This is a genomic window from Ruegeria sp. SCP11 (genome assembly GCF_040329455.1).
GTDB lineage: Bacteria > Pseudomonadota > Alphaproteobacteria > Rhodobacterales > Rhodobacteraceae > Ruegeria > Ruegeria atlantica_E.
This window is the reverse complement of the sequence record NZ_JBDZYG010000009.1, coordinates 189,742-206,787: the sequence shown is the minus strand read 5'-3', so window position 1 is coordinate 206,787 and position 17,046 is coordinate 189,742. Positions and strand designations below refer to the sequence as shown.

At 58.7% G+C, this 17,046-nt stretch carries 18 protein-coding genes and 2 riboswitches; of the genes, 5 read left to right on the top strand and 13 right to left on the bottom strand.

Annotated features, from left to right (window positions below; translation table 11 throughout):
* Positions 1 to 4: 4 nt before the first annotated feature.
* The 9 genes from ABLN94_RS15645 to ABLN94_RS15605 all read right to left on the bottom strand — a co-directional run bounded on the left by ABLN94_RS15645 (position 5) and on the right by ABLN94_RS15605 (position 10,517).
* Positions 5 to 1,192, bottom strand: a complete 1,188-nt coding sequence (locus ABLN94_RS15645; RefSeq protein WP_352993885.1) for a cytochrome-c peroxidase — start codon at positions 1,190 to 1,192, stop codon at positions 5 to 7.
* An 11-nt stretch (positions 1,193 to 1,203) separates the two neighbouring features.
* Complete coding sequence (locus ABLN94_RS15640; RefSeq protein ID WP_352993882.1) at positions 1,204 to 2,310, bottom strand: cytochrome-c peroxidase; 1,107 nt, start codon at positions 2,308 to 2,310, stop codon at positions 1,204 to 1,206.
* Positions 2,311 to 2,438: 128 nt separating this feature from the next.
* The gene (locus ABLN94_RS15635; protein WP_352993879.1) at positions 2,439 to 4,661 is read right to left on the bottom strand and encodes a hybrid sensor histidine kinase/response regulator; all 2,223 of its coding nucleotides are present in this window, start codon (positions 4,659 to 4,661) and stop codon (positions 2,439 to 2,441) included.
* 85 nt (positions 4,662 to 4,746) lie between these two features.
* A complete protein-coding gene (gene nadC / locus ABLN94_RS15630; protein ID WP_352993876.1) occupies positions 4,747 to 5,595 on the bottom strand; it encodes a carboxylating nicotinate-nucleotide diphosphorylase in 849 nt (282 codons plus the stop codon).
* Positions 5,592 to 7,157, bottom strand: coding sequence for an L-aspartate oxidase (locus ABLN94_RS15625; protein ID WP_352993873.1), 1,566 nt, complete (start codon positions 7,155 to 7,157; stop codon positions 5,592 to 5,594). Before ABLN94_RS15625 ends, nadC begins: the two co-directional genes overlap by 4 nt.
* Positions 7,158 to 7,165: 8 nt before the next feature.
* Complete coding sequence (gene nadA / locus ABLN94_RS15620) at positions 7,166 to 8,218, bottom strand: quinolinate synthase NadA (protein WP_352993871.1); 1,053 nt, start codon at positions 8,216 to 8,218, stop codon at positions 7,166 to 7,168.
* 126 nt (positions 8,219 to 8,344) lie between these two features.
* Positions 8,345 to 9,151: an SDR family NAD(P)-dependent oxidoreductase gene (locus ABLN94_RS15615; protein WP_352993868.1), complete on the bottom strand. Its 807-nt coding sequence runs from the start codon at positions 9,149 to 9,151 to the stop codon at positions 8,345 to 8,347.
* 35 nt (positions 9,152 to 9,186) lie between these two features.
* On the bottom strand, positions 9,187 to 9,489 hold the full coding sequence (locus tag ABLN94_RS15610; RefSeq protein WP_352993865.1) for a DUF1330 domain-containing protein: 303 nt from the start codon (positions 9,487 to 9,489) through the stop codon (positions 9,187 to 9,189).
* Between the two features lie 23 nt (positions 9,490 to 9,512).
* Positions 9,513 to 10,517 carry a zinc-binding alcohol dehydrogenase family protein gene (locus ABLN94_RS15605; RefSeq protein WP_352993862.1) on the bottom strand — a complete coding sequence of 335 codons (1,005 nt, stop codon included), beginning with the start codon at positions 10,515 to 10,517 and terminating at the stop codon, positions 9,513 to 9,515.
* A 108-nt stretch (positions 10,518 to 10,625) separates the two neighbouring features.
* Here ABLN94_RS15605 and ABLN94_RS15600 point away from each other — a divergent pair, with 108 nt between their 5' ends.
* On the top strand, positions 10,626 to 11,513 hold the full coding sequence (locus tag ABLN94_RS15600; RefSeq protein WP_352993859.1) for a LysR family transcriptional regulator: 888 nt from the start codon (positions 10,626 to 10,628) through the stop codon (positions 11,511 to 11,513).
* A 248-nt stretch (positions 11,514 to 11,761) separates the two neighbouring features.
* Here the strand turns inward: ABLN94_RS15600 and ABLN94_RS15595 are convergent, their stop codons facing one another.
* Genes ABLN94_RS15595 through ABLN94_RS15580 form a run of 4 tightly spaced genes read right to left on the bottom strand, consistent with a single transcriptional unit; the run spans position 11,762 to position 14,448 of the window.
* The gene (locus tag ABLN94_RS15595) at positions 11,762 to 12,661 is read right to left on the bottom strand and encodes a metal ABC transporter solute-binding protein, Zn/Mn family (RefSeq protein WP_352993857.1); all 900 of its coding nucleotides are present in this window, start codon (positions 12,659 to 12,661) and stop codon (positions 11,762 to 11,764) included.
* On the bottom strand, positions 12,658 to 13,560 hold the full coding sequence (locus ABLN94_RS15590) for a metal ABC transporter permease (RefSeq protein ID WP_352993854.1): 903 nt from the start codon (positions 13,558 to 13,560) through the stop codon (positions 12,658 to 12,660). The genes ABLN94_RS15595 and ABLN94_RS15590 overlap by 4 nt, the downstream gene beginning before the upstream one ends.
* The gene (locus tag ABLN94_RS15585; RefSeq protein WP_352993851.1) at positions 13,553 to 14,311 is read right to left on the bottom strand and encodes a metal ABC transporter ATP-binding protein; all 759 of its coding nucleotides are present in this window, start codon (positions 14,309 to 14,311) and stop codon (positions 13,553 to 13,555) included. The genes ABLN94_RS15590 and ABLN94_RS15585 overlap by 8 nt, the downstream gene beginning before the upstream one ends.
* Complete coding sequence (locus tag ABLN94_RS15580; RefSeq protein ID WP_352993848.1) at positions 14,311 to 14,448, bottom strand: hypothetical protein; 138 nt, start codon at positions 14,446 to 14,448, stop codon at positions 14,311 to 14,313. The genes ABLN94_RS15585 and ABLN94_RS15580 overlap by 1 nt, the downstream gene beginning before the upstream one ends.
* Before the next feature lie 212 nt (positions 14,449 to 14,660).
* Positions 14,661 to 14,872, bottom strand: a riboswitch (cobalamin riboswitch).
* A 135-nt stretch (positions 14,873 to 15,007) separates the two neighbouring features.
* Positions 15,008 to 15,190: riboswitch (cobalamin riboswitch) on the top strand.
* 81 nt (positions 15,191 to 15,271) lie between these two features.
* On the opposite strand from ABLN94_RS15580, the gene ABLN94_RS15575 reads away from it, so the two are divergent.
* From ABLN94_RS15575 to ABLN94_RS15560, 4 genes are all read left to right on the top strand, one after another.
* The gene (locus tag ABLN94_RS15575; protein ID WP_352993845.1) at positions 15,272 to 15,493 is read left to right on the top strand and encodes a glutaredoxin domain-containing protein; all 222 of its coding nucleotides are present in this window, start codon (positions 15,272 to 15,274) and stop codon (positions 15,491 to 15,493) included.
* Positions 15,490 to 15,966 (top strand): class Ib ribonucleoside-diphosphate reductase assembly flavoprotein NrdI, encoded by a 477-nt coding sequence (gene nrdI, locus ABLN94_RS15570; protein ID WP_352993950.1) that lies wholly within the window; start codon positions 15,490 to 15,492, stop codon positions 15,964 to 15,966. Before ABLN94_RS15575 ends, nrdI begins: the two co-directional genes overlap by 4 nt.
* Entirely contained in the window at positions 15,902 to 16,327 is a 426-nt protein-coding gene (locus ABLN94_RS15565; RefSeq protein WP_352993842.1) for an AraC family transcriptional regulator ligand-binding domain-containing protein, read from the top strand. The genes nrdI and ABLN94_RS15565 overlap by 65 nt, the downstream gene beginning before the upstream one ends.
* A 285-nt stretch (positions 16,328 to 16,612) precedes the next feature.
* On the top strand, positions 16,613 to 16,873 hold the full coding sequence (locus ABLN94_RS15560) for a hypothetical protein (protein WP_352993839.1): 261 nt from the start codon (positions 16,613 to 16,615) through the stop codon (positions 16,871 to 16,873).
* Positions 16,874 to 17,046: the final 173 nt, after the last annotated feature.

The following is a 17,046-nucleotide window of genomic DNA, read 5'->3' as shown; positions in this document are numbered from 1 at the left end:
ACGCTTACTCCTCTGCTGCAACCGCAGGAAGCGGCTGGTAATCCGGCAGGTCGGGTTCCTCGATCAGGATTTCCTCGCCGGACAGGGATTTCAGGAAGGCCACCAGATCCGATTTCTCCTGGTCATTCAGACCAAGGGGTTGGATCAGCGGGGATTTGTTATCCGAGAACTCATTCTCGCCGCCGCCCTGGTTGTAGAATTCGACCACATCCTCGAGCGTCGCCAGCATGCCGTTATGCATGTAGGGTTCGGTATAGAGGGTATAGCGCAGGGACGGTGTGCGGAACTTGCCCTTGTCGGCCTTTTCCTTGGTGCGGAAATAAAAGCCGGGGTCGTCCTTGGTGTGGCGATACATCTCTTCGGTCGAGCCTTTGGCATATAGCTCATACCGGAAGGTCACTTGCGCCAGACCATCGTCCTGCCAACCGTCATAGGCGGGCACGCCGGTGTTGTAGTATTTCTCATCCGACAGCAGCGCGCCGTTGTGGCATTCGGAACATTGCGCCTTGCCGGTGAACAGCTCCAGCCCGCGTTTCTGTTCCTCGGTCAGGGCCGCATCATCGCCACGCAGATAGTTGTCGAAGGGCGTGTCGGTCTGCACAATCGTGCGTTCAAACGCAGCGATGGCCCGCCAAGCGTTACCGACGCGTGGCCACTGATCACCGAAGACATCGTTGAAGCGTTCGACATATTCCGGAACGAAGGCCAGACGGGCCTCCATCATGTCGGCCTCGCCGTTGCCGGCGACCGCGCCGCCTGCGGCGGATTTGGCCTGGCTCTCAAGGCTTTTCGATGAGCCCGCCCAGAACAGTTTGCCGTAATAGGCCGAGTTCACGATGGTCTGGCTGTTGCGCCAGTGGGTCGTGCCGGGATAGCCGAACGAGATCGGCGCCTCGACATCCCACCCGATATAGGGGTTGTGACAGGCCGAGCACGGGGTCGACGGATTGCCACCCAGACGCGGATCGAAGAACAGCATCTTGCCCAGTTCGATCTTGGCGTCGGTCTGCGGGTTGTCCAGCGGGATGGGCGGCTCGCCCAGCGCAACCAATGGCGCATCCGGGTCGGGGTCTGCCCCGCCGATACCGGCCTCAATCTCCATGCTGGTTTCCGCAATGGCCTGCGACCCAAGAACGGCAAACAGGGCAGCGGTGGCGATTGTGCCTTTGAAGTAAGACGAAAGGTCTTTCATGGGTCCACTCCTCAGTTTGTCGCGTCTTGCCAGTTTTCGATCGGCGCATAGTCCGTATCGATACCCTCGGCGACGAATTCCGGGCCGGTCAGCGGCTCGCCGGACAGCGCCTTGAGGAAGGCCACCAGCTGCGCTTGCTCGGTCTCGGACAGGTTCAGCGGCTTGATGCGCGGATCCTTGTTTTCATCGTCACCGCCACCGGCGTTGTAAAAGGCCACCACATCCTCGAGCGTCGCAATCGAGCCGTTGTGCATATACGGCGCGGTGTAAGTCAGCTCGCGCAGCGTCGGGGTCATGAAGGTACCGAACGTGTCCGCGGTGTGGGTGCGGATATACGCTCCGGGATCGGCGCGCAGGTTCATGTAATTCGCAACACCGAGGAACTTCATCATAGCCACGAAAGTGATGTGGCGTTCGGGCGTTGCCCAAACGTCCGGGTTGTCCGGAACACCAATGTTATGCGGCAGGTCATCTGTGAACCGCTCGCCCGAATGGCACGAAATGCAGCCGTTGGCGTTGAACAGTTCATAGCCTGCCTTGGCCTCTTCTGACATTTCACCAGTGTCGAAAGGGGCGCCACGCGAAATCAGCGTTTTCAGGTATTCCGGGATTGCGTTGCGCACACCACCGTTCGAGGGCTCGCCAAATCCGGCGGCTTCGAACATTTCGACATAAACTGGATCCTGCTTGATGCGTTCCTGCATCAGACGCATGTCCATGTTCATGGAATAGGTCTCGGTGATGCTTTCGCGGGTCACGTCGTTGAGATTGGTGCCGATGCGCCCATCATGGAACCACGCCGCGCGTTTGGCACTGTTAATCAACGTCGGAACATTGCGGAAGTGCAGGTTCCCTGCATAGGCGTCCGACAGAGCCTGCCCATCGGTAAAACCGTATTCCGGCTGGTGGCAGCTGGCACAGGACAATTCGGTGTCGCCAGACAGGCGCGGGTCAAAAAACAAACGTTTGCCAAGGGCCGCCTTGGCGGGATCGAACTCTATGGCTTCTACCGGGCCCGGCTCATCCGCCTGGGCCTGGTGAACCGGTAATGCAGCGCAGATCGTCAGCAGTGAAACTGTCGACAGCGCCGAGAACCATGTTCTGGCTTTGGTCATCATCTAAAAGCCCCTTTATCGCTAATCCGATCACACGGGTTGGCCGAGGACCGGCTAAGCGAAGGGTAAAGGCCAGTTGTTTCGTGGTGATTTGATCCAGATTAAAGAGCATGAAGAGATGTTAAAAAATGTTACGATCTCTGACTGATCGAGGCACGAATGAACCGCGCAAGCTGCTGTATTTCAATTGGTTTCTGAGCGATGATTAAATTGTCTGTATCCGACATCTTCTCCATGTCGTCGAAATAGCTGCTGATCAGGATCGCGGGTACGTCACGTCGGGCGGCCCGCGCAGACTCGATCAGATCGACCCCCATCAGGCCAGGCATCTTGAGGTCGGTCACAATAACATCATAGCTGTCCGGCGCCTCCAGAAACGCCGCCTGCGCCTTAAGCGGGTCGGAGTACGCCTCGACCCGATAGCCGTAGCGCGTCAGCAATTTGCGCGTGACAAAAAGCACATTCTCATCGTCATCGACCAGCATTACATGCTCGGACCCGGCCACGGCGCGCATTTCGGCCTGCTGTTCGGGGCTGAGGGCAGGCATCAGCGGGTAAAATAGGCTGAACCGCGTCCCCTTGCCGAGTTCCGAGTGTAGCTCGACCCGGCCGTGGGATTCCTCGACGCTGTTATGCACGATGGTCAGGCCCAGCCCGGTGCCCTTGCCAATCGGTTTGGTGGAAAAGAACGGCTCGAAGACTTTCTGTTGCACCTCTTCGGACATGCCCGGCCCGGTGTCCGAGACGTCCAGCCGGATCACGCCGATGGCCTCGTCGGGCAGGTCGTCCAGCGCGGTGTCCTCGGCCCGGCTGATCCGCAGCACTACTTCGCCTGGCTGATCGCCCATCGCCTCGAACGCGTTGTGGCAGAGGTTCAGCAGGGTCTGGAAAAACAGAGTGCCGTCGAAATCGGAAAAGGCGGCGTCGATCTCAGCGTCAAAACGGGTCTCCACACTGGGTGGGGCCGAGACCTTGATCAGGTCCAGCGCCTCTTGGGTCGCTTTCACCAGATCGCCGCGTTGCGGATTGCGCGGGCGCTGGCGGGCAAAAGTCAACATCTTGCGCACCAAGGCCTGCGCGCGGCGCGCCGCGATGCGGATATGGCTGACCGAGGTCTCAATGTCCGCGTTGCCGTCTGCATCCATCTCGATCAGGTCGGCGTTGCCGATCACACTCATCAGAACATTGTTGAAATCATGCGCGACCGAGCCTGCAAGGATGCTGACCGCCTCCATCTTCTGCACCTGGGCGAACCGCTCGCGGGTGCGGCGGGTCTCGGTAATGTCCTCGCCAATGCCGATGTAATGGGTGATGGCGCCGTTCTGATCCACCAGGGGGAAAATCGCGGTCGACACCCAGTAATGCGCACCGTCCTTACGCAGGTTGCGGAACACGCCATACCAGCTTTGGCCGTGTTTCAACTTGCCCATCAGATCGTCATATACCCCCTGCCCGGAATGCCCAGATTGCAGCAATTTCGGTGTATGGCCATAGACCTCGTCTGCCGTGTAACCGCTGAGATCAAAGAACTTGCGGTTGGCATATTCGATCTTCAGGTCGGTGTCGGTGATCAGGATTGAGGTCGGGCTTTGCTCGACCGCGCGGGCCAGTTTGCGTTCGGCCAGCTCGACCTGTTCGCGCAGGGCAAGTTCGGCCTTCAGGCGGCTGTTGGTGCGCAGGATGTTTGTGATCAGCAGGGTGGTGAGAATGGCAATCACCCCGACCAGAAGGATCAACCCCACCAGCAGAACCGAGAAGTTGCGCACCAACCGTTCCCCGTCCGAGAACGCGCCAACCATGTCCGACAGGCTGCGGTCCCGCTCTTGGATCCACAGCGTTTCCAACGTGGCCAGTGCAGCCAGGGCATCGCTGTCGTCGACCCGGACACGCGCGTCGATCTGTTCCGCAGTCTGGCCTGCAGCTATCCCGGCCTCGATCAAAGGAATGTTGCCGGTATATTCTAAAGCAACGTCTTCGATCTGCCGCAAAGCCTCCAATTCCGTCGGGTAGGGGTCAGAATTGCGGTAAGCATGGATAGTCGTCAAAAGCCGGTTCGATTGCTGACGCAGGATTGGGCCTAATGCAGGGTCCTGCCGCAGCACGTAATTCTTGAAGTTGTGAATGAATCCGCCATATCCGAAATCCTCTCGGATATCGGAAATCCAGTAGCCCCTCGGTGTGGTTTCGGCGGAATAGCTCTGCCAGGCTTGCCGCATGTCACCAATACGGGCCACGGTTTCGCGAGACATGTATAAAAAAACCGTCAAGATGATGACGAGTGCTATGCCAATTGCGAACGCGACGGCCAAAGGCCGCCTTGAATAACCATCGATACCTTCGGGGACGTCTTTCATGCCTGCACCCTGACCCGATCCATACCTAAGCCAAGGGTGTGTCACGTTTTTCAAACGCGCGCCACTTTTGTTCCGGCGGACTGGTTTAGAAGTCCAGCCCGATATCAATGGTACGGTAGGAATGTGTCAGCGCCCCGGACGAAATGTAGTCTACTCCGGTCGCCGCCACAGCAGCCACTGTATCGCGGCTGATATTGCCCGAGGCCTCGGTGACGATCCGGCCATCCACCAGCGCGACTGCCTCTATAAGCGTCGCGGGCGGCATATTGTCCAACAACACTACATCGGCGCCACCGACCTCAAGCACCTCGGCCAGTTGGTCCAGCGTGTCTACTTCGATCTCGACCTTCATCATGTGTGAGGCACGAGCCTTCGTTGCCTCAAGCACCTCTCGCACGCCCCCGGCGGCAGCGATATGGTTGTCCTTGATCAGGATCGCATCGGACAGAGAGAAGCGGTGGTTGAACCCGCCGCCATGTAAGACAGCTTGTTTTTCGACAATGCGCAGACCGGGCGTGGTCTTGCGGGTACAGGTTATGCGCGCTTCGGTGCCTTTGGTTTCGGCCACCAGCTCCGCCGTTGCGGTGGCTACACCAGTCATACGCCCGGCAAAGTTCAGCGCGACGCGCTCGCCTGACAGGATCGAGGCTGCACTGCCCTTGATCTCCATCAGCGTGTCCCCTTTGGAACAACTCTGACCATCCGCGAGATGAGTAATGACTTGCAACGACGGATCGACCAGACGAAATGCCAACGCAGCCACTTGCATACCCGAGACGACCGCATCCTCGCGCGCGTTCAGCCGGGCGGTGTAGGTCACATCCGCGGGGATCACGGTCAGGGTGGTGACATCGCCATTAGCGCCCAGATCTTCCATCAGCGCGGACCGCACCATGGGTTCAAGGATCATATCGGGCAAGGCCGGGTAGTTCATGCTACGTCCTTTGCAATGCGGTCCCTCAGGGCCATCGCTTCGGTCAGCGTCAGGGCCGAGCGTTGACCGGGGCCGGGGATCAGGTCAGGAAAATCGGATCGGTAATGTGCGCCGCGACTTTCCTCGCGCAGCAGCGCGGCAGCGGCGATAAGAGTGGCGGTTGCTGTCATATTGAGAAACAGGTCAGAGTCCGCGTGCCGTGCTTCAAGTGCCGCGATCTCGATCAGGGCGCGGCGCAGACCCAACTCGTCACGTACAACACCAACATGCTCGGCCATGGTCCGGCGCAGGGTTGCAACGTCTTGTTCATCTACATGATCAACCCCGGGGGCCAGAAAGACATTAACCTGCGGTGCATCTTGCACAGTCACTTCACCAGCGATGTCCCGGGCACACGAGCGCGCAAAGACCAGCGCCTCAAGCAACCCGTTCGAGGCCAGTCGGTTCGCCCCGTGCAATCCGGTCGAGGCGGCCTCGCCGCAGACCCAAAGCCCATTCAGAGAGCTGCGCCCCGCCAGATCGGTTTCGACACCGCCCATATGGTAATGTGCCGCGGCCGTCACCGGGATAGGCTCTCGCTTCGGGTCAACACCATTGCGCAGGCACGCCTCGGTTACAGCAGGAAAGTGGGTCGCAATTTCGGCACCGATCGCCTCGCGCGTATCCAACGCGGGGCGCTTGCCCGCTTGTGCCTGAAGATAAACGGCACGGGCAACTGTATCCCGCGAGGCCAGTTCAGCATCTGGGTGGATATCAGGCATGAAGCGGCGGCCGTCGCTGTCGATCAGGATAGCCCCTTCACCGCGCAGCGCTTCGGTCGCCAGTGGGGTCGGGTCTTCACCCACGTCGATTGCCGTAGGGTGGAACTGCACAAACTCCGCATCCGCAATGCGCGCGCCGGCGCGGGCGGCCATGCCGATCCCCTGCCCCCGAATACGTGCGGGGTTGGTGGTTTGGGCGTAGAGCCCCGATGATCCGCCGGTCGCCAGAACATGCGCGGCACCACGCAGCAGGACAGGTTTGCCGTTTGGGGCGTCGGAACTGGTTAGGTAAACACCAGAAATCTGCGCGCCATCACTTTCCAGCCCAACCGCCAGCGCGCCTTCGATGACCTGTATCGACGGAGTTTCGCGCAAGGCCACAATCAGCGCCCGCATGATCTCAGACCCGGCCTGATCGCCCTTGACCCGCACGACGCGCGCCGCCGAGTGCGCAGCCTCGCGCGATTGCACGAACCCACCATCCGCGGTGCGGTCAAACCCGGTGCCCAGTTCAGACAGATCGAGAATATGTTCCGGCGCGGCTTTGGTGACAAATTCCGCCACTTCGCGCAGAACCGACCCTGCGCCTGCGCGCATGGTGTCATCCGCATGCGCCTCGGGGCTGTCGGTCCGCGCCATCGCCGCTGCAACACCTCCCTGCGCCCAGGCCGAACTTGCACCCGATCCCAGTGGTTCAGGCGAGATCATCACTACCGGCAGCGGTGCCAGCTTCAGGGCCGTATAGACCGCAGCCAGCCCCGCCCCAATGATGACCACACGCGGCGTATCAATGGTCTGCATGTTGCCGATCAAATACCCAGTTGGCGCGACAAGTCGATCATGCGCTGTACCGACAGGCGGGCCTTGTCCGCCACTTCTGGGTCAACCTCGACCTGACCGGTCATGGTATCCAGCGCATAGAGTACTTTCTCAAGCGTGATCTTTTTCATGTAAGGGCACATGTTACACGGACCGACAAAGTCGACCTCGGGCAGCTCGTCAGCGATGTTGGACGCCATCGAGCATTCGGTGATCAACAGCGCCTTTTCCGGCTTCTCATCAGTGACGTATTTGATGATGCCGCTGGTCGAGCCTGAGAAATCCGCCTCGGCCACAACATCCGGCGGGCATTCCGGGTGCGCAATCAAACGCGTGCCCGGGTTCCATTCGCGGAAGTCGCGCAGATCCTGAGGGCTGTACTGTTCGTGGACGATGCACGAGCCTTCCCACCAGACCACATTCTTATGTGGCACATCGCGCGCGACATTCTGCGCCAGATACTGGTCGGGCGTCATGATGATCGTGTGGCTGTCCTGCGCTGCCACGATTTGTGCCGCGTTGGACGAGGTGCAGCAGATGTCCGAAGCCGCTTTGACCTCGGCCGTGGTGTTCACGTAGGATACAACCGGCGCACCGGGATAGCGGCGACGCATTTCTTCGATGCCCTCGGCGGTGATCGATTCCGCCAGAGAACACCCGGCTTCCATATCCGGCATCAGCACGGTTTTCTGCGGACTGAGAATTTTGGACGTCTCGGCCATGAAGTGCACACCGCACTGCACGATGACATCAGCCTCGACCTCGGTCGCCTTGATCGCCAGTTGCAGGCTGTCGCCACCGAAATCCGAAATGCCGTGGTAGATTTCGGGTGTCATGTAGTTATGGCCCAGAATGACCGCGTTACGCTCGGCCTTCAGGTCGTTGATCGCCTTCACATAAGGTGCGTAGATCGCCCAATCGACGGGCGAAACCACGCGGGACATACGATCATAGATATCGCTCATGCTGGCCGCCAGCTCTGGTGAAGGGGCCAGATCATACTTTTCGGAAAGATGCGCGCGCTGCGCCGGTAGGTCGAACACGGGACTGTTTTTCTGCCTGATGAACTCGTGACGCACTTAATATGGGGTTTGTTGTGGATTTACCACCGCTCAAACCAGAAGAATATTCCAATATTCACATAACAAGCGGAACTATCTTATCGAACGTCAGGCCTCAATTTCATACTCCGCGATGCTGGCCCTGATCGAATCGACCACTTTTTCGACACGCGACGGAATCGCTGCATCACGGTGCGGCGCTGCAAATTGCCCGCTGTCATTGTCGAAATACCGACCGGTCGCCTTGGCAAAGTCCGGGGACAGAGCGGCTTGGATCAGGATATCCGCGCCGATGCCGATGTCATTGCCCGCCACACCAAAGCCCTGCTGCACCATGTTGGTGGCCAATAGCGATCCAGGATTGACGGCAATCGAGGTAGGCCCATCGGGATATTGCTCCGCGAAGGCCTGGCTCCACATCGTTACGGCCAGTTTGCTTTGAGCGTAAGCCTCCATCGCCTCAAGCTGTCGCTGGCCGGTCATCGCAGCCAGATCAATCGGTGCCTGCGCGGCGGATGACAGATGGATGATGCGCCCGTTCTCGGGCAGAAGTGGCAGCAGCAGTTGGCTCAGCAAAGCCGGGGCGAAGGTATTGACGACAAAGCGCACGTCTAACCCATCTGCCGTGATTGGCGTGTCTGTCCGGAGTACACCCGCGTTGTTAATCAACACGTCAAGCCGGCGGTGCGCCGCACGAACCTCAACCGCAAGCTGCCGAACCTCGGACAGATCGGAGAGATCGGCGCGGAAGGTTTCGACTTGCGCACCTCGTGCCTTCAACTCATCACTGACAGCCACCAACTTGTCCAGATTGCGGCCATGGATCAGCAGGTGATGGCCCTGATCGGCCAGCGACACGGCGGTTGCGCGACCAATACCGTCGGTCGCGCCAGTGATGAAAATGTTTTTTGGCATGATGCCTCCTTGGCTGAAGGTCGACCTAAACCTGCTCAGGCCAGGTCGTCCTTGCCTTCTATCAGATAGTGGTGGCTGACCGACCCGGCTGTTCTGGACGTCAGGTGTGGAACGTAGGCCTCATCCGTCATAAAGGCCTGCACGGCCTCTTTCGACGGCCACTCGATGATGATCCGCAAAGCTGCGTGCTGCGCGTCGCCCTCCAGCTGTTCGTGGTTGGTGGTACGGGCAATGTACCGGCCCCCGTGAGCCGCAACGCGCTCATTTGCTGCGGGCAAATAGTCAGGAATCCAGTCTTCACTGGTTGGGGTAACATCCAGAACGGAATAATACGCCATGATTGGGTCCTATGTTTGCGGGTTTAAAATCCAGGCAGAACCTGCTTGCCGATCACCCGGCCGCTTTCCTGCCGCAGATGGGCAGTGGTAAGGGTTTCCACCGTCAGCTCTTGGGCACGCTCGGTCACGGTCGAGACCAATTGGCCAGAGTCCAACAGTGCCGAGACCCGGTTCAGCAAGTCGCGCTGCACCTCAATATCCGCGGTGTCGAACATCGAACGGGTGAACATGAACTCCCACGATATGGTCAGAGCCTTGGGCTTGGCGGGCGCGATGTCTAACCCTTCGGGGTCGTCAATCAGGGCCACATGGCCGCGCGGAGCAATCATCTCGATGATCGCGGGCCAGTGCTGATCGGTTGCGGTTAGAGCGGCCACGTAATTCGGAGCCAGCCCGAGCTCTCCTATCTGAGCCACGAGATCTCCTCGGTGGTCGATTACATGATCGGCCCCCATGCGACGCACCCAGTCCTGCGTTTCCGGGCGCGAAGCCGTCGCGATGACCGTCAGATTGGTCAGCTTCTTCGCCAGTTGGATCAGGATCGAGCCGACCCCACCCGCACCACCAATGACCAATAGGCTGTGACCCGCGCCGCCGCCTTCGGACAGACGGAAGCAATCAAACAGCATTTCCCAAGCAGTGATCGAGGTCAGCGGTAGTCCCGCGGCCTCGACAAAGTCCATCGATTTGGGTTTGCGCCCGACAATGCGTTCGTCCACGGCTTGCAATTCGGCATTCGTTCCGGGGCGGGTGACGTCCCCCGCGTAGAACACCTCGTCTCCGACCTTGTAATCGGTGACCTCGGTCCCGGTTTTCACAACCTCGCCGGCCGCATCGAACCCCAAAATGTCAGGGCCGTTTTCAGGTGCCCGAACCGCGCGCAGCTTCACGTCCACAGGGTTGAGGGAAATCCCTTTGACACGTACCAACAAATCCCGCGGACCGATTTTCGGCGTGTCTGTTTCAAACATGCGCAACGCGCCCGTCCCGTCCACGGCCCCGGGATTGTCGTATCCGATCGCTTTCATCTTGAATCTCGCTCCTTCGCGTTTGCTTGAGGCGCAAGATATCCATTGTAATTTTGATAAAAACTGTCGATTTTAGAGTTCAGAATTCTGATTTTCAGGATAATCAAGATGGATACGAATTCTCTTCGCCTGTTCGTACGCGCGGCGGAACAGCTCAATATTTCTGCCGCCGGGCGCAGCCTCGGATTGGCGCCTGCAATTGCCAGCGCCCGCCTCGCCAAACTTGAACATGAGTTGGGCGTCGAACTTCTGCACCGCACAACCCGCAAAGTGTCGATCAGCCAAGAAGGTGAAGCGTTCCTGCCCTACGCTCGTGAAATCCTGGCCCAGGTTGAGGCCGGGCGCGCGACGCTGGGGCTTGATGCGTCGACGCCCACTGGAACGCTGCGTTTCGCTGCGCCCAGCAGTTATGCACAATTACACATCATGCCCCTGCTACCGGAATTTCAAGCTCTTTATCCAGAGATCACGTTGGACCTGCGCCTCTCAGACACCCGGTTCGATCTCATCGAGGGCAGTTTTGACCTCGCCCTGCGCAGCGCCCCGTTGCAAGACAGCAGCCTGAAAGGGCGTAGGCTGGCGGATGACATTCGCGTCCTGTGCGCCTCACCTGCCTACCTTGAAAAGCATGGTACGCCACATTCCCCTCAAGACTTGGCCACTCATGACTTTCTGGCCTGGGCCGATTTGGGACCGCGAGAGCTGATCGACCATGACGGCACTGTATTCTCGCTGAATCCAAAACAAATGCGCTGTCGCGCGATTGTGGATGACGGTGCCTCTCAGCGAGTTGCAACGGTAGCCGGGGCGGGCATATCGGTTAATTCCCTGTGGAGCGTCGCGCATGAGTTTTCCTCAGGGCGGTTGGTTCAGGTATTGCCGGAGTGGAGTTTGAACGATCAGTCCGTCCTTTGGTTGATCTACCCTCGCTCGAACGTCCTGACACCAAAAGTGCGATGCTTCATGGATTTTCTGATCGCGCGGCTGGCGTCCTGAGACAATTGGTTCAGACGATTCCACTAACTAGAAATACAACACCGTCGTTTGGCGAGGCATCAAAACCATGCCGCTTCACGTTCCGGTAAACGGCACAGATTTTACAAATTTCAGGGCCGCAAAGCACTTTGTGAGCCTACCTAGACTTGGTCTACCAGCGTACAAGAAACCTTTGCGGAAGGCAGCCAGATCCAGTGCGCTGGACAACGTGAAGCGGTCCCAAAGGCACCGCTTCACTAGTTCTTACCTTAGCTTGATGTTTCCTGCGACAACGCCTCCAACAGCGTGCCCAAATTATGCTGGAACATCGCCAGATAGCTGGTCGCCGGGCCGCCGCGCTCGGACAGGGCGTCCGAGAACAGACGACCACCGATCTCGATGCCGGTTTCGTCCGAGATTTGCTGAACCAGAGCAGGGCTGGTGATGTTCTCGACGAACAGGGCCGCTGCGCCTTCCGCTTTCAGTTGGTCGATCAGGACGGCAAGCTCTTGAGCCGAAGGCTCCGCTTCGGTGTCGATTCCGACAGGCGCTAGGAAGTTCATGTCGTAAGCATCAGCCAGGTAACCGAACGCGTCATGCGCGGTTACAACCGTGCGACGGTCGGCAGGCAGTTCGGCCAGTTTGGCCTTGGTTTCCGCATCCAGCGCCTCGAGCTGCGCAATATAGGCGTCGGCATTTGCGGCGATCTGATCAGCGTGCTCGGGCATCGCCTCTTTCATTGTGTCCGCCACGTTGTTCACATAAATCACGCCGTTCAACAGAGAGTTCCAGGCATGGGGGTCGATTTCACCGTCGACTTCGACCGGAGTGACGCCCTCGGTTGCGACATGCACGGTTGCCTCGGTACCGGACTCTGAGATCAGAGTGTCGGACCAGGTCTCAAAGCCCAGACCGTTGACAAAGATAATGTCCGCTTCGGCCACGGCTTTCGCGTCGGCAACCGACGGCTGGTAGACATGCGCGTCAGCGTCGGGGCCGACAATGGTCGTCACAGTGGCCAGTTCGCCGACAACCTCTTCGACCATGTCGCCGAGGATCGAGAAGCTGGCGACGATTTTCACATCGTCCTCACCAGCCACAGCCGGAAACGCGACCAGAGCCAGAGATGCCGAGGCGATACCGGCATAGAGGGATTTCGTAAGAGTCATTGTGCTCTCTCTTCTTGTGGAACTTGCGCAACGGGGAGGTCTTTTGAAACGGACGGTTTGCGCAGCCGTCTGCCAAAGCCAAGCGGACCGAAGATGGCCGAGATCAGGAAAAACGCGCCTGCCACCAGCACAATTGCCGGGCCCGAGGGCGTGTCGGGGAACAGGTAGGATAGGGTTAAGCCGATCCAACAGCTGGACAGGGCGAAGACAAAGCCCAAAATCAGCTGCGACGTAATCGTACTGGCCCAATAGCGTGCCGCGGTCGCAGGCAGGATCATCAGGCCAACAGCCATCAGTGTACCCAGCGTCTTGAACGCAGCCAGCAGGTTCAGGACCAGCAGCAGCATGAACCCTTGATCGACCAGCCAAGGGCGGCGCGTCTGGGTTTCAAAAAACACCGGATCGCAAGTGCTGACGATCAAGGGCCGCAGGAGGAAGGCAAAGGCTACCAACGTTACCGTGGCAACTCCGGCCACAAGCAACAACGAGGCATCATCGATCCCGAGGATCGAGCCAAAAAGGAAGCTCTTCAGCGGAACGGCAGAGCCCGCAGCCGACAGAATGAAGATCCCCACCGCCAGTGCGATCAGGTAAAGCGAGGCGAGACTTGCATCGCTGCGCAGGATGGTTCGGCGCGCCAAAAATGCCGTCAAAATGGCGACGCCGACGCCAGCGATCAGCCCGCCAACCAGCAGCGACATAACCGACAGACCTGCGGTGACAAAGCCGATGACGATACCGGGCGTGATCGCATGAGCCATCGCCTCACCCGCCAGCGACAGGCGGCGCAGCACAAGGAATGCACCTACTGGTGCGACCGAGGCCGACAGAACCGTAGTCACCACGAAGGCGCGGCGCATGAAGGCAAAGCTCCACATTTCAGTGAGGAGGTCATACATGCGCGTTCTCCGCTGGGGATGGGTTGCTCCGGAACATCCAAGAGGCTTGGCTCTCGGACAGATATCCCTGCGCGACCAGCCGGTCCGGGGTCAGGACGTCATTCACCTGACCATGGGCTGCTTCCTGTCCACCCAACAGCAGGGCGTGGCTACAATGATCCAGAACCGACGACAGATCATGCACCACCAGCACCACGGCGCGGCCTTCGTCTCGCCACCGACGGATGATTGACAGCAGATGCGCCTCGGTACTTTGGTCCACAGCGGCAAAGGGCTCGTCCAGCAGGATCAGAGGGGCGTCCTGCATGATCACGCGCGCGAACAAAGCGCGCTGAAGTTGACCGCCCGACAGCATGTGCAACGGACGATCGGCAATATCCAGCACCCCGGCCTCGTCCAGTGCTGCCGTCATCCGCTCGCGCGCGGCGCTGTCCAGCCCGGAGCGGTAGCCAAAGCCGCGCCACGCACCCATTGCGGCAAGGTCGCGTACGCGGATCGGAAAGCGTCTGTCGAACTCAGTCATCTGCGCCAAGTAGCCAACTTCAGCGGGGCGGCCCTTGGGCCAGTTCAAACTGCCAGATAGTGGGTCCATCAGCCCCAGCAGCATTTTGACAAAGGTGCTTTTGCCCGACCCATTGGCCCCCAGAACGGCCAGAGTCGTGCCAGCATCGATATCCATGGACAGACGACGGAACAACGTCAGGTCGGTGTATCCAAGGCTCAGATCGCGGATTTGCAGAACAGCCGACATCAAATCACCGCGTAGATCATAAGCCACAACAGCGCAGACAGGGCCAGAGCGCCCGCAACCAGCACCGGTATGCTGAATTCCGTCAAACAGCGACCCCGCTGCGACCCGGCGTCCAGATCGGTTGCGCGCCGGTTCATCGGGTTTCCCCTGCGACTAATACGGACAGGTGATCGATTGGCTTTAATAAGGCGACAATGACCCCACGAGTTATACAGGGCCGGGCTTCAAGTTTCTGCAATGGCACAAGCATCGCCTCCTCCATTCGGACGAGGGGAAAGCGAGTGCAAGGCTTTGGACGGCGGAGGCCGTTTTAAACATTGTCATCTCCCTCTGGGACACCCCGCCCAGGTTCATTCATAGTCGGATGGCAGGTCTCCTGACTTGCGGGTCGACGCTGTCCCGATCCTTCCCAGGCGTTTGCCCAGTGGACGATCTCGGGTCGCTCACCGCCTACAGTTGCGGGGGCAGTCACGGATTTGGCCTTTGCAACAGGGCCGCACCGTATTCCCTTTTATCCCGTCCCGCAGGTTGCGGTTGGGAACCATCGCGGGCGACAAAACACAAACCGGGTTGATTCGACAAGAGCGTGCCTTAAGTTTTGGCCCTTTACTGCGCTAGACGTGTATCCTGGAAAAAAGAAAACAGCGCCATACTTACACAGCATATCAACAATTCAATTTCTCAAACCACAATATGATGTTGCTTCTGTTTTTCGGTTCCTGTCGAAAGCTAAGAGGGAAACCGGTGAAACGCCGGCGCTGCCTCCGCAACTGCAAGCGGAGAGTTCGGCTGAATACGCCACTGAAAGCGTGCTTTTGGGAAGGCCAGTTTGAACGATTATCCGCAAGCCAGGAGACCTGCCGCAGGCAAGAATGATAACCGCGAACGGAGGGTTCGGGGTGTACTTAGGGCTCATTTCGCCCGTGGCGTCCTCGGCTTTGATTAAAAGGATAGAGGGCAATGAGCATTACCGTATATTCCAAACCCGCTTGCGTACAATGCACCGGGACTACCCGCGCGCTGGATGCAAAAGGCATCATCTATGACGTCGTAGAACTGACCGAGGATCACAGCGCCATGATCCACCTGACCGAGCTCAGTTATCGTCAGGCACCTGTGTTTGTTGCCGACAGTGATCATTGGTCGGGCTTCCTTTCCGACATGATTGCCCAACTGGCCTGACCTATGACAGCGCCGATCTCGGCGCTGGTCTGTTCTCATTGAAATCGGGACACACCCACCGCCTTGTGACGCGGCTGGGCCTGCCGTTCTTACGCATTCCGATGAAAACTGACCGGCTGCCACACACCGCAGACCGATTTGAACTGATCTGCCCGACCTATGCCGATGGCGAAGGCCGTGGCGCAGTGCCCAAACAAGTCATCCGGTTTCTGAACGACCCGACCAAGCGCGCGGAATCGAGGGGGGTGATCGGCACGGGTAATCGCAATTTCGGTGTGACCCATGCTTTGGCCGGTCGCATCACCGCCCAGAAATGCAACGTGCCGCTGCTCTATTCCTTCGAATTGGCCGGCGCCAACACCGACATCGCCCGCGTTCGCGCAGGGCTTGAAAAACTAGGAGACATCTATGCTCGACAGCAGCGTAAACGAGCAGGACTATCACGCGCTGAACGCGATGCTGAACCTCTATGATGGTGAGGGGAAGATCTGCTTTGATGCCGACCGCATGGCCGCGGTGTCCGAGATGTCGACTATTGATTCGGTGCCGTCTGTGCGCCGTGGCAACGATGAAAGCCACTCGATTGGTCGGGGGCAGATGATCAAACCCAAACTGATCGAGCTTCGGCGTAGACCAAGCGAAAGACTTGAGGCCTGGTTCGATTGCCCAATCACTTGGAATGCGCCACGTGCTAGCCTTGTCTTTGACAAAGCCGATTTGAAGGCACCGTTATCCAGCCACAACTGCGAATTTCAGGCAATGCTGGACGTTGCGCCTGAGGCCGATTTGAACAAGGCCGAGAAGACTACATCGTTGGCCGACCAAGTGCGCTGACACCTGCGCCGCGCGCTGACCGCCGGCCGTCCAAGGATGCACAGTATCGCGCGTGAGATGGCCGTCAGTGAACGCTCCTTGCAGCGGCACCTCAAGGGCGAAGGTTACAGCTTCAAATCTCTTCTTTCCGACACCTGGCATCAGTTGGCACGGGAGTATCCGGCTGCGCCGGACTTCGTCATCAGTTAGGTTGCATTTTTGCTTGGGCGGGCCACGGCGTGATCAGCTTCGCGGTTGACCCTGGGGGGCATTCAAACAGAGCCTGGTCGCGGTCTTGAACCAGAATTGCAGCAACAATTCGGGCAGTTGATCAAAGACTACCCGGGCATCTGGAAGACCATCTCGCAAGGCGCAGCAACTTATTGCTGGGCCTCGACAACGCCCGATCTTCGCGGCAAGACCGGCCTGTATTTGGAAGGCCGCCATGTCGCCGAACCAACAACCGGCGATCCGTTGCAAGGGGGACATTCGGACTACGCGTATGACAAAATGAGTGCCAAAAAGCTTTGGGACATATCCATCGAGGTGTTGGGCACACAGTTCTGATCGCTAACTGATATCGGTTGTCGGCTGGCTATATGGGCCTCCAGCCACTCCACCAGTTCTTTTCTACACGGTTGGCAGGCGATCTTGCGAGTAGAGGTCTGAAAGTCGACCTTGGAGTAACCGAACCGTATTTTCGTTCGAGCACGTTTTTCTGGAACTGCCTGTAATCCGCG